The organism is Anaerotignum sp. (assembly GCF_030625865.1).
Taxonomy (GTDB): domain Bacteria; phylum Bacillota; class Clostridia; order Lachnospirales; family Anaerotignaceae; genus Chakrabartyella.
In genome coordinates this window covers 61,419-74,451 of sequence record NZ_DAOUQB010000002.1, presented here as the reverse complement: position 1 = coordinate 74,451, position 13,033 = coordinate 61,419, and the positions used below count along the sequence as shown (strand labels likewise).

Below are 13,033 nucleotides of genomic sequence, written 5' to 3'. Positions count from 1 at the left end.
ATAATTATTCCATCTAATTTTATCTCGTAAAATCACTTCTCACCGATTTCAGTTGGAGTAATTTTAAATTTCTCAATAAAATCCGCCTCACTGATAATTGGAATATCCAATTCTTTTGCCTTTCCATTTTTAGAAGAGGAAGAATAAACATCATTATTAATTAAATAATCGGTTTTCTTTGTAACACTTCCCGTCACTTTCCCCCCTCGTGCCTCAATGGACGCAGCGAGAGCCTTACGGTTAGGAAACGCTGATAAATCCCCTGTAACTACAAAGGTCAGCCCCTTCACAAGGGAATCCCTTTCTTCCCTAAAAACAGGAATCTTAAAGAACAGAAACTCCAAAACTTGGTTTAATAAAGCAATGTGTTCCTTCACTTGAAAATATTGGCTGATACTATGGGCAATAATCGCTCCAAAACCATCAATTTCCTGTAGTTCATCCTCTGTGGCTTCCTTAATCCGCTCCAGGTCATACTCAAATTTTTCGCAAAGGAGCTTTGCATTTCGTAAACCTACCTGATTAATACCCAAAGCATAGATAAAATTAGGCAGTTCCACATTCCTCGCTTTTTCAACAGAATGAATTAAATTCTGATAGGATTTCTCACCAAAGCCATCCATATTCTCAATTTCTTCTTTATATTTTCCCAAACAAAAGATATCAGGATACTGTTCAATAAATCCTTTTTCTAAAAATTTCTTTATTGTTTCTTCTGATAAGCCTTCCATATTCATGGCATCTCTGGAAACAAAATGGGTAAGACGTTGAATCCTTTGGGCAGAACATTCGGGATTTGTGCAGTATAAAGCCTCACCGTCTCTCTGCTTCCTAATTTGGGTTTCCCCACCACATACAAAACAATGCTCAGGTATCATTGCTGTCGCAGAACCTGTCAAATTCTCTGCAATTTGGGGAATAATCATATTTGCCTTATAAACCTTTATTTTGTCGCCAATGCCCAACTTTAGTTCATGCAAAATACTCACATTATGCACACTAGCTCGGCTAACGGTTGAACCTTCCAATTCTACAGGGTCGAAAATTGCAATGGGATTCATCAAGCCAGTTCTTGAAGTATTCCATTCGATTTCCCGCAGTGTGGTTTCTGCCATTTCATCCGCCCATTTAAAAGCAATAGAATCTTTTGGGAATTTTGCCGTTCTGCCAAGGCTTTCACTATAAGCGATGCTGTCAAAAGTCAGAACCAAGCCATCGGAGGCAATATCGTTTTCCTTTACATGGCTGCGAAACCACTCTACTTCCCTATCCATGGTTTCCGCCTTCACTAACTTATGCTCCACCACTTCAAAACCAAGGGAGACAAGCCAGTCTAAATTTTCCGCTTTGCTATCTGCCAACACTGCACCCTCAGCCTTCACCAGTGTAAACGCGAAAAAGTGAACTCGCCTTTTTGCCGCGATTTCGCTGTTAAGCTGACGCACTGTACCGCTACAGAGATTTCTTGGATTCTTATACGCTTCTTCTTCCCCCAGTGCTTCATTGATTCGCTTAAATTCAGAGTATGAAATAACGCCCTCTCCTCGAAGGATCAAATCCCCTTTGAAACTGATTTGCAAGGGCAAATTAGCAAAAACCTTTGCATTATGGGTGACATCTTCACCAATTTCTCCGTTCCCACGGGTTATGGCTTGTACCAGCTCTCCTTTTTCATAAGTCAATACGATGGTCAAACCGTCCAACTTCCAAGAAAGAATCCCTGCTTTTTGCGCTAAAAAACTTTTCAACTTATCTATTTCTTTTGTTTTATCTAAGGATAGTATGGGGCTGTCATGTTTTATCTTCTTCAAATTACTTAATACAGTATAGCCGACTCTTTGGGTAGGGCTATTTGCCAGTATCATGCCGCTTTGTTTTTCCAATTCCACTAGTTCATCATATAAACGGTCATACTCTTGGTTAGGCATGATTTCTGAATCCATTTGATAATATGCCTTACTGGCTTTATTCAAAAGAGAAATCAATTCCTTAATTCGGTTCACCATTCAGCCTCAACTCCTAATCCATTATTCGCCTACTTTGATGAGCTTAGATAGCTTCGCCATAAACTTCTTGGTGCCTTTTTCGCCAAAAGAAACCTCAACCTCAAAATCCGCACCACCGTTTTGGATGGATTTTACCACGCCAATACCGTATTTGGGGGCACGAACCTTATCGCCAACTTCATAATTCAGAACAAAATCTTTTGGTGCAGGCATAGTATTACGCCCAATGGAGGATGTAACCGTAGATCTTCCCATTCTTCCCCCTCCAGCTTTTTGCTGCTTCAAGGATGTAATCGGGGAAAGCTTCATGCTGTCACGCATTGCATATTTTTTTGCCATATCAGAAATCTGACGTGTAGGCATATCTACCAATTCTTGAGGGATTTCTTTTAAGAAACGAGAAGGTGGATTATACTGTGTAATTCCATGTTGCATACGACTTTTGGCATGGGTCAAAAACAACTCTTCCCTAGCACGGGTAATCCCCACGTAGCAAAGACGACGTTCTTCTTCGATGTCCTTTTCTCCACCATACATAACTGCTCTGAAAGTGGGGAACATCCCTTCCTCCATCCCAAGCATAAAAACATAAGGGAATTCAAGTCCTTTTGCACTATGTAGTGTCATAAGAACAACAGCATCGTCACCTGCTTCGTAACTGTCAATATCAGCTACCAACGCCACTTCTTCCAAAAAACCGGCCAAACCACCCTCGGGGTTAGTCTTATCGTATTCTACAGCTTTATTCACAAACTCATCTATATTTTGCAAACGAGTAAGCGCTTCATCTGTCCCTTCACTCATCAAAAGCTGATAATAGCCGGAACGTTTTACTACCGTATCTATAAGCTCCGCTGCACAGAGGGAAGATGCATCATTTTGGAGACTTTGAATAATCTCAAAAAAATCACGGAACTTTGCTGCTCTGGTTTTCAATTCCGTAATTTCATCCAATCTTGCCAAAGCATCGAACAAAGATATCTCATTTCTTTCAGCAAAAGCCGCCAGTTTATCAATGGATGCCTCGCCTATTCCCCTTTTAGGTACATTTATAATACGTCGCAAGGCAATGGTATCCACAGGGTTTGCCAAAACCTTAAGATAGGAGAGAATATCCCGAATCTCCTTACGCTCATAGAACCTAACGCCGCCAAATAAACGATAGGGGATTCCTTTCTTCACAAACTGATCCTCCACCGCACGTGACTGGGCATTCGTACGATAAAGCACAGCCATTTCCTTAAATTCTCTTCCGTCATTTACCATTTCCTGGATTCTTTCGGCAGCAAAACGTGCCTCGTCATATTCATTTTCCGCTTTATATATATGCAAAATGCTGCCGCCATCATTTTCCGTCCAGAGAGATTTATCCTTACGTTTTTGATTATTTTGAATTACCGAATTAGCCGCTTCCAGAATTTTTTTCGTAGAGCGGTAATTTTGTTCTAGTTTTATAACGACAGTTTCAGGGAAATCCTTTTCAAATTCTAAAATATTTCGGATGTTTGCCCCTCTCCAGCCGTAAATGCTCTGGTCATCATCACCCACTACGCAAAGGTTTTTATATTTCGACGCCAACATATAAACCAATTCGTATTGTGATGTATTGGTGTCCTGATATTCATCCACCATAATATATCTAAATCTATCCTGATACTTTTCCAAAACCTCGGGATGATTGCGGAATAATAAAACCGTTTTATAGATTAAATCATCAAAATCCAAAGCATTGTTTTCTTTCAAACGATTTTGGTAGGTTCGATAAACCACCTTAATACGATTTGCTTTTTCGTCTCCCGGTTCAATGGTTTTGGCATAATCTTCCCAGGAAATCATTTCTTCCTTTAAACTGCTGATGCTGGACATTGCACCTTTCACAGAAAAAGCTTTATTCATAGCATCATAACCTAATTGTTTGAAAACCTCACGCATCAGCTTTTCCTGATCGTCGGCATCATAAATTGAAAACTGCCCGTCGTAATCCAAATGATGAATTTCCCTGCGTAAAATACGAACACAGGTAGAATGGAAGGTACTGATCCAAATATCCTCCGCCCCATTCTGTACCAATTTATGCACTCTTTCCTTCATTTCCTTTGCCGCTTTGTTCGTGAACGTAATGGCAAGGATATTCCAAGGTTTCACTCCAGTTTCCAATAAGTGGGCAATACGCACAGTTAATGCACCAGTTTTTCCACTACCTGCCCCTGCTAAAACCAAAACCGGACCATCCTTCTGTAAAACAGCTTTTTGCTGCATATTGTTAAGCTGATCAAAACCTATCATAACTACAATTCTCCTCTTTGTTTATTTTCCCCGACAATTATGGCAAAAGCGGCAAGAAAGGCTGATAACGGCAACAGCCGGAAAAATATCCTTTTGCTTCGCCGATAATCAGCCTTACACTCATTTTATTTTCTGCAACTTAATTCTCTTCTGCCTGTTTCAATGCTTTTACACGATCTATTGCCAATTTATAGCCGTCTGTTCCATAATGAAGACAGCGATTTACTCTACTGATCGTTGCTGTTGAAGCACCTGTTTTCTCTGCAATTTCCACATAAGTGCATTTTGCATCCAGCATAGCTGCAACTTCCATCCGTTGGGCAATGGCCTGTATTTCATTCACCGTACAAAGATCCTCGAAAAGTTGATAACATTCTTCAACTGTATTCATACACAAAATACATTGGAAAAGCTTATCTGTAAGCTCTGTTTTTATTTTCTTATTCATTTCCAAAGGCCACCTCTTTTGCACTAAAATTCCTTTATATATTAACATACTAAAGTGTTAAAGTAAAGGCTTTTCACCTCTTTTTTCGCCTTTATTACGTTTTATAGTGCCCAACAGATTTTGGCAATTGGAATTCAAAACCAGTTCCTCCGGAAATCCAATCTTTTCCATTAGCCTTTCTACAAATGATACATCGCCAATTCCGGTGTAAAAATGAGCATCACTTCCCACAACAACCGGAACGTCTTCCTTCATGGCCATCCTTAAAATCCGCTCAATATTTTCTTCACTACCTGCACGAACGCCCTCAGGTACCAAAGATGCATTGTTGATTTCCAGTAAGGTCCCCGTTTTCTGCGCAGTTCTAAAAATTTCCTCATAATCCAAAGGATATCTGGGGTCACCAGGGTGTCCTAAAATATCCACCAAAGGATTCTCCATTGCACATAGGCAAGCTCTCGTATTTTCTTTTTTTGATCCTGGAGTAATACAAGGTGTATGTAAACTGGCGATGGAAATATCAAGTTTTGCTAATGTAACCTCATCCAAGTCTATGGTTCCCTCAAAATCAATAATATTTAATTCTACCCCTTTTAATACATGAATACCAAACAGATGATCCGGAATAACATGAAGATTGGCAAAATACGCATGGGAAGTTGTATTTTTCATAGCAGGCGCATGTTCCGTAAGTGCAACTAATTCCAGACCTTTTTCCGCTGCTGCTTTTATATTTTCTTGAATGGTGCTGTAAGCATGTCCACTGGCCATACTATGAGTATGTGTGTCTGCTAAAATTTTCATTGTATTACCTCTCTTACTTCGTTTGTTTCCCACACAAAAGGAAGCCCCGTCTTAAAAATAACCGTTGTCTGTTGATTTAAATTGTAAATTAAACCTAAAACAACACATTCAATATATGCACAAATAATAATTTGTTTCACATAATAAAACAAGACTATTGTTTTAATCTTCCATTTATATTGAAAAACGGTCGTTTTCTTACTTCTTATTCATTATGCTTTTTTTATTATATCACATTATGGGAGTAAAAGCAAAAGAACCATCCTCTATTCTATGGTGTCCTTTCTTCTTTTTTCTACAAAATTTCTATGTTTCATGCAAAAATCCTTGCTATCTATAAAGAAAATAAAATCCCCTAACATCATAACTAGGGGATTTTGCTATCACAAACAATTAATTTTCATAAATAGGGTATTTATCTGTCAATGCTCTAACCCGCTGTTTTGCCTCTTCCTTTGTTCCTTCAAAATCTTTCAAAACCAAGGCAATTACTTTGGCAATTTCTTTCATATCTTCCTCAACCATACCTCTTGAAGTAATTGCTGGGGTACCAATACGAATACCGCTGGTTACAAAAGGTGACTGGGGATCATTTGGAATAGTATTTTTATTAACCGTAATACCAACCTCATCCAAAATTTTTTCTGCATCCTTGCCGGTGATATTTAATGCTCGTAAATCCACCAACATCAAATGGTTATCTGTGCCGCCGGAAACAATATCCACGCCGTTTTCCTTTAAACTTTCAGCAAGAACCTTTGCGTTTTTAACAACCTGGGCAATGTATTGCTTAAAAGAAGGATCTAATGCCTCTTTAAAACATACTGCTTTAGAAGCAATGGTATGCATCAAAGGCCCGCCCTGAATCCCAGGGAAGATTGCCTTATCTATTTTTTGAGCATACTCCTCTTTGCACATAATCATACCACCACGAGGACCACGCAATGTTTTATGCGTTGTTGTTGTAACAAAATCAGCATGGGGAACAGGTGATGGATGGAAACCCGCTGCAACCAGACCTGCAATGTGAGCAATATCCACCATAAAATATGCACCAACTTCTTTTGCTACTTTACCCATAAACTCAAAATCAATTGTTCTGGCATAGGCACTTGCTCCGGCAACAATCATTTTGGGCTTCACTTCTAAAGCCTTTTTGCGGAACGCTTCATAGTCAATATATCCATTATCATCTACGCCATAAGACACAAAGTTAAAATATTTGCCGGAAAGGTTTACAGGGCTTCCATGGGTTAAATGACCACCGTGATCTAAATTCATTCCCATAACAGTATCCCCATATTGCAGCATTGCAAAATAAACAGCCTGATTCGCCTGGGAGCCACTGTGAGGCTGTACATTCACATGATCGCAGCCAAATAATTTCTTTGCTCTGTCTCTTGCCAAGTTCTCAACAATATCAACCTTTTCACAACCACCATAATAACGTTTTGCAGGATAGCCTTCTGCATATTTATTTGTCAAAGGCGTACCCATTGCCAGCATAACAGCCTTAGAAACAATATTTTCTGACGCAATCAATTCAATATTATGCTGTTGACGTGTAAGCTCAGCCTCAATTGCCGCTACCACTTCTGCATCTACACTTTTGATCTCTTCAAAATTCAAACTCATCCGTACTCCTCCACTCTATTTTGTAATTTTTAGCAAGAACCTCAAGAATATAACCCAATCAAACGAACTTTTCATATAACAACGATAACCCCTTATCTTTACCGATGTCAAACTCACTTTCGTCTAAAAGCATAGGAATACTTTTAAACGCCTAAAAAACAAGTCCTATTCATTGAGTATAACCAAAGTATACCATTTTAGTCTATAAAAAGCACTTGGAAAAAGTAATAAAAATACATTTGTAGGTATACAAAAAGCAGTGAATTCTTCCAACTCTTTTGGGAAAAGCAAAAATCTCGCAATATATTTGTTTCGCCCCTATCACCCATTTTCCCCCCTTACATACTATATATAAGAACAACTTACTAATCAAAGGAGGCAATCTTATGGGAGCTTTTGAATTTGATAGCAATAACAATCTCAGCGCAAGAAACTGTGGCTGTGGCTCCAATGCAGGAAGAGGCGAAGTCTGTATCATCGCACAAAAAATCCTCGACCAATGCCGCATTCAGAAATGTTTAACTCCTGATATCTTAGGACCTGCAAGAGCTGCAACAAATCCTGTTCCCTGCTGCAATGAAATGTTTTGTGACGGAGACATCATCGTTCCTCCTTGCAACGCAACTGATGTCATTATGAAACATTTAAGACTTAAGAAAATCGAAATTATTCGCAAGACACCCAGCCCTTTGCAAAGCGGCTGCTGGGATATCGAACTAAAGTATATTTTTGAATATACCTTGGAATTCCGTCGTGCTGACGGTTGCTTCATCGGCTGTATTGATGCAACCAACAGCTACACCTTAAAATTAACACTATTTGGAGGTAGCGAAACAGACATTACAGTCGTAAATGATATGTTTAATGGCAATAACAACTCCAGTAGTGAACCTTACTGTATCGCTGAAGGCAAAGCATTAGGGTTGGAAGCAGAGCTAAAATACGCTAATCACAATTGTAGCTCCAGTTGCTGCTGTTGCTGCGATTGCTGCTGTGACTGCGGTCCTGGCAGTGGTCACCACTGTGACATGCCAATGGATGCCCCTATTGCTGTTAGTGTTACAATCGGTTTGTTTACAATTGTCCAACTGTTCCGTACGGTTAACATGTTGGTTGAATCCGCAGGTAGATGCTTGCCTGAACCTTGTGTATCACCCCTTTCCCCTTCCGGTGACCCTTGTGCAAACTTTGATGCCATGAGTTTCCCTTGGGATTTGTTCTCACCTAATGAAGTGCCAAAATCCTGTTGTGCAATTGGTCCAAATTACAGTTCTCCAAACTGTGAATTAGACGACAATAGCTGTGGCAATCATAGTTGCAACTGCAACAATAGCTGCGGATGTAATAACAGAGGTGGATGTAGATAAGCAATTAGATTCACCATAAAACACAAATCTTCCCCGGCAAACCGCCGGGGTTTTTTATATCATTTACTCATACCTAAAAAATAGACTGAGCCCAATAATATTGAACCCAGTCCATAAAAGCTACTCTTTTTAAAAATTGTTCTCGTAAAGTCAGTGAATTATTAGAAACTTATCATCTTAAAATCACATTATTTTTTCATCTGGTTCAGACGCTCCTCAATCTGAGTCAAAACAGCTTTATATTTTTCTCCCTTTGCTTTTTCTTCGTCGATCAAAGCCTGAGGAGCTTTTGCTATAAAGCCCTGATTTGCAAGTTTCTTCTCAACACGCTCCACTTCCTTGCGCATCTTTTCCCGTTCTTTTTCCAAACGTTCTATTTCCTTGGAAATATCAACCAATTCAGCCAAAGGCATATAAATTGTTGCTTCGGATATTACAATGGAAACTGCATCTTCGCCAATGCCTTCACGATTATTTTGAATCATAACCTCGCTGGCATAAGCCAATGTTTTGAAGAATACTTTTGAATGCTCAAAAATATGGCAAATTTCTTCATTTTCAGACACAACATAAACCTGAACCTTCTTAGATGGTGCAACATTCATCTCTGCGCGAATATTACGGATATTGCGTACAGCTTCTTTTATTGTGTCAATTTCAATTTCGTTTTCTTTATAATTCCATTCTTCTTTATATACAGGCCAATCGGAAATCATAATGCTCTCCTCGGTATCCTGAATATGCAAGAATAGCTCTTCTGTAATAAACGGCATAAATGGATGTAATAGCTTTATTGCGTTGATTAAAACAGTTTTCAGTGTCCAAAGGGCCACTTCTCTTGTTTTATCCTCCTTATTGTACAAACGAGGCTTAACCATTTCAATGTACCAGTCACAGAATTCATCCCAAAGGAAATCATATACTTTTTGCGCTGCCAGACCCAATTCGTAATGATCCATATTGTCGGACACTTCTTTTGCCAGGGTATTTACTTTAGAAAGAATCCACTTATCTGCAGAAGTGGGCATCAACAATTTTGTTTCTTGCTTCTCGTCCATATTCATCATCACAAAACGAGTTGCATTCCAAATTTTGTTGCAGAAATTTCTACAGTTATCCAGTCTTTCCCAATAGAAACGCATATCATTTCCCGGTGCGTTTCCTGTAATCAGCATCAAACGCAGAGGGTCAGCACCATAGTTTGCAATGACTTCCAAAGGATCAATGCCGTTACCTAAGGATTTAGAGAATTTTCGTCCTTGATCATCACGAATTAACCCATGAATCAATACATCATGGAAAGGAATCTCATCCAGCTGTTCCAAACCACTGAAAACCATCCTGATAACCCAGAAGAAAATAATATCATACCCAGTTACCAAAGTGCTTGTAGGGTAAAAATGTTGCAATTCCTCTGTATTTTCAGGCCAGCCCAATGTAGAAAAAGGCCATAAAGCAGAGCTGAACCAAGTATCCAGTGTATCCTCATCCTGTTTAATGTTAGGAGAACCACACTTTTCACATTTATCAGGGATATGCTTGCTTACGGTAATATGCCCACAATCTGCACAGTAATAAGCAGGAATCCGGTGACCCCACCAAAGCTGACGGGAAATGCACCAGTCACGGATATTCTCCAGCCAATGCATATAAATTTTTCCAAAACGATCAGGTACAATATTTAATTTTTGATTTTCATATACTTCCATGGCTGGCTTTGCCATTTCATCCATTTTAACAAACCATTGCAACTTAATCATAGGTTCTATGGCAGCATTACAGCGTTCATGGCAGCCAACGGCATGTGTGATATCCTCTATCCGAATCAAATAGCCTTCTTCTTTCAGTTTTTCAACGATTGCTTTTCTGCACTCATAACGATCCATGCCGGCGTATTCTCCCGCCAATTCATTCATGGTACCGTCATCATTCATAACGCAGATACGAGGCAAATCATGGCGCAAACCAACTTCAAAATCGTTAGGGTCATGGGCAGGTGTAATTTTAACAACACCTGTACCAAATTCACGGTCAACATATTCATCCGCAATAATTGGGATTTCTTTGTTTACCAAAGGTAACATACAATTTTTCCCTATTAAGTGCTGGTATCTTTCATCCTGAGGATGAACAGCAACAGCAGTATCCCCAATCATTGTTTCAGGTCTTGTTGTAGCCAAACGCAACTTTTCATCAGAGCCTACAATAGGATAATCAATGTGGTAAAAATGGCCTGCCGTATCCACATGGTTTACTTCTGCATCAGAAATTGTAGTTTGACATTCAGGGCACCAGTTAATAATTTTTTCCCCACGATAAATATAACCTTTTTCGTATAGACGACAGAATACTTCCAAAACAGCATCAGAACAACCCTCATCCATAGTGAAACGAACTCTGTCCCAGTCACAGGAACATCCTAATTTGCGAAGCTGGTTCAAAATAATACCACCGTATTCTTCTTTCCATTCCCATGCACGATCCAAAAATCCCTCACGGCCAACATCATCCTTTGTTAGGCCTTCGGATGCCATCTTTTGAACTACCTTTAATTCGGTAGAAATACTTGCATGATCAATACCGGGAACCCATAATGCATTGAACCCAGCCATTCTTTTCCAGCGAATCAAAATGTCCTGCATGGTGTTATCCAATGCATGACCCATATGCAGCTGGCCTGTAATATTTGGAGGGGGCATCACGATGCAAAAAGGTTTTTTACTCTTATCAACCTCTGTGTGAAAATATTTTTTTTCCATCCACTTTTCATAGTGCTTTTCTTCTACAATTGATGGATCATAATTTTTAGCCAATTCCTTCATAAGCTTTCTCCTCTCTATTTCTAACCCATTTTCCTTAGTATCTAAACTATCTTGATTTAAAATTGTTACTTTTGGTAAGTATCTTCGCACATAAGATCTTCCTTTATTAAAAATCAATCTTACGTTACGTCTGCCAATAAACATTTTTGTTTTTTTATGCTGAAGCATGGGACAAGAATTTCACTTACTAATAAAGATTTCCCTTTGTTCCACGTTATACCCAAATTTTTAGCTTATTCGTAGCACAATTTCGTTTTTCACTTTTTAACATACTCCAAAAAGCATCTTTCAACAAAAAAAGAGCTTTCATCCCAAAAAGGACGAAAACTCGCGGTACCACCTTTATTTCTACCCATAAGGCAGACACTCATCAACCGTTAACGGGGTCAACCGTTTTTGCCTACACAGTAAAAACCTTCGGCAAAACAACTCAAAAGCTACCTTCCGTATCATATCTTGAAAAGGGTTTACAGCCAACGACCCTTTCTCTCTGCCAATTATCCGATACATACTCCTCTTTTTCACTGTCTTTTGCTCTTTCTATATCACAAGATTTTAGTCAATTCCACCAAATTTGTCAAGTATCTTTTTTTCAAAACACCGAAAATTCAGAAATATTTCTTCAATAAATAAAAAAAACTCATCTTCAGTCTATTTTATCGAAAACAGTATACAGAAAAAATAACTTAAATTATAAACAATTATGTTGCAGTTGAAAATCGGAAGATTTTGTTGTACTATGAATTAAATATACCCCTCAATAAAACTTTCAGAAAGGAGCGATACTCTATGATGTACAAATTAGATGCTGCAAGTAACAACACTGACTTGTGGCTTACCATAAAACTGGAAACACAGCTATATGCCATTGATAGTTCCTATGTGGAATCGATTTTCCTATTGGAAGAGCCTATCAGTACGTTAGCAGAAAGCAATGTAATGAAACCCGGTATCATTCATTCAAGAGGCAACGTGGTTCCAATTATTAATTTAAGAGCTGCCCTGGGTTTAAAAACCTTTGAACAGGAGCAAGATGACTTTGAAGCAATGTTGGAACAAAGAAAAAATGAGCACATTCATTGGGTTCAAGAGATGGAACGCTGTCTTCGCGAAGAGGATAAATTCCACTTAGCTACTGACCCTCACAAATGTGCTTTCGGAAAATGGTATGACTCTTATCATACCGAAAATCAATCTATTGCTTTTCATCTTCGAAAGATTGATGACCCTCACAAAAAACTCCACAATACCGCTCATTTGGCTTTTGAATGCCCTAGCGAATACAATAACTGTGAACGTGACAAATGCTTGCAAGATCAACTCAAAGAAGATGCACATACCTATATGAATATTGTTGTTACCTTATTGGACGAAGCAAAAACCATATTCCGTGAAAATGCCAGAATCATGTGCATCATCGTAAAAGATAAAAACAACGCAATGCTGGGTTTACTTGTTGATGAGGTTTTAGCAGTAGAACCCCTGGCAGTAAAAGATTTGCCCACTAGCTGCATGAATACTTCCGGTCCCCAAATACTCACTCAGATCGGCGAAAAGCAAGGCTCTGCCGCAACATTTCTTGTCTTAAATATGGATGGGATTTACAGCCTTTAATTCATAAAGACATCGTCGTGCTTTATCAAATAGATTAGTTTCTTCTTTTGA

The 13,033-nt window shown here is 38.9% G+C and carries 8 protein-coding genes and 1 other annotated feature; of the genes, 2 read left to right on the top strand and 6 right to left on the bottom strand.

Going from position 1 to position 13,033, the window contains the following annotated elements:
- Positions 1-32: 32 nt before the first annotated feature.
- From ligA to glyA, 5 genes are all read right to left on the bottom strand, one after another.
- Positions 33-2,006 (bottom strand): NAD-dependent DNA ligase LigA, encoded by a 1,974-nt coding sequence (gene ligA / locus P9Q65_RS01270; RefSeq protein WP_304507270.1) that lies wholly within the window; start codon positions 2,004-2,006, stop codon positions 33-35.
- A gap of 21 nt (positions 2,007-2,027) precedes the next feature.
- Entirely contained in the window at positions 2,028-4,292 is a 2,265-nt protein-coding gene (gene pcrA, locus P9Q65_RS01265) for a DNA helicase PcrA (RefSeq protein ID WP_304507269.1), read from the bottom strand.
- A 139-nt stretch (positions 4,293-4,431) separates the two neighbouring features.
- Positions 4,432-4,740, bottom strand: a complete 309-nt coding sequence (locus tag P9Q65_RS01260) for a YerC/YecD family TrpR-related protein (RefSeq protein ID WP_304507268.1) — start codon at positions 4,738-4,740, stop codon at positions 4,432-4,434.
- A gap of 57 nt (positions 4,741-4,797) precedes the next feature.
- Positions 4,798-5,544 carry a phosphatase gene (locus tag P9Q65_RS01255; protein ID WP_304507267.1) on the bottom strand — a complete coding sequence of 249 codons (747 nt, stop codon included), beginning with the start codon at positions 5,542-5,544 and terminating at the stop codon, positions 4,798-4,800.
- A gap of 393 nt (positions 5,545-5,937) precedes the next feature.
- Positions 5,938-7,179, bottom strand: a complete 1,242-nt coding sequence (glyA, locus tag P9Q65_RS01250; protein ID WP_304507266.1) for a serine hydroxymethyltransferase — start codon at positions 7,177-7,179, stop codon at positions 5,938-5,940.
- 386 nt (positions 7,180-7,565) lie between these two features.
- Here glyA and P9Q65_RS01245 point away from each other — a divergent pair, with 386 nt between their 5' ends.
- Positions 7,566-8,546, top strand: coding sequence for a hypothetical protein (locus P9Q65_RS01245; protein ID WP_304507265.1), 981 nt, complete (start codon positions 7,566-7,568; stop codon positions 8,544-8,546).
- A gap of 188 nt (positions 8,547-8,734) precedes the next feature.
- On the opposite strand, the gene P9Q65_RS01240 is transcribed toward P9Q65_RS01245, so the two are convergent.
- Complete coding sequence (locus P9Q65_RS01240; protein WP_304507264.1) at positions 8,735-11,368, bottom strand: valine--tRNA ligase; 2,634 nt, start codon at positions 11,366-11,368, stop codon at positions 8,735-8,737.
- A 313-nt stretch (positions 11,369-11,681) separates the two neighbouring features.
- Positions 11,682-11,902 (bottom strand) — a binding site (T-box leader).
- Between the two features lie 255 nt (positions 11,903-12,157).
- Here P9Q65_RS01240 and P9Q65_RS01235 point away from each other — a divergent pair.
- Positions 12,158-12,982, top strand: coding sequence for a chemotaxis protein CheW (locus tag P9Q65_RS01235; protein ID WP_304507263.1), 825 nt, complete (start codon positions 12,158-12,160; stop codon positions 12,980-12,982).
- Positions 12,983-13,033: the final 51 nt, after the last annotated feature.

What these genes read in the sequence shown, in the direction of transcription:
- P9Q65_RS01260 (WP_304507268.1), bottom strand. Translation starts at nt 4,740, where the DNA reads ATGAATAAGAAAATAAAAACAGAGCTTACAGATAAGCTTTTCCAATGT.
- pcrA (WP_304507269.1), bottom strand. Translation starts at nt 4,292, where the DNA reads ATGATAGGTTTTGATCAGCTTAACAATATGCAGCAAAAAGCTGTTTTA.
- ligA (WP_304507270.1), bottom strand. Translation starts at nt 2,006, where the DNA reads ATGGTGAACCGAATTAAGGAATTGATTTCTCTTTTGAATAAAGCCAGT.
- P9Q65_RS01240 (WP_304507264.1), bottom strand. Translation starts at nt 11,368, where the DNA reads ATGAAGGAATTGGCTAAAAATTATGATCCATCAATTGTAGAAGAAAAG.
- P9Q65_RS01255 (WP_304507267.1), bottom strand. Translation starts at nt 5,544, where the DNA reads ATGAAAATTTTAGCAGACACACATACTCATAGTATGGCCAGTGGACAT.
- glyA (WP_304507266.1), bottom strand. Translation starts at nt 7,179, where the DNA reads ATGAGTTTGAATTTTGAAGAGATCAAAAGTGTAGATGCAGAAGTGGTA.
- P9Q65_RS01245 (WP_304507265.1), top strand. Translation starts at nt 7,566, where the DNA reads ATGGGAGCTTTTGAATTTGATAGCAATAACAATCTCAGCGCAAGAAAC.
- P9Q65_RS01235 (WP_304507263.1), top strand. Translation starts at nt 12,158, where the DNA reads ATGATGTACAAATTAGATGCTGCAAGTAACAACACTGACTTGTGGCTT.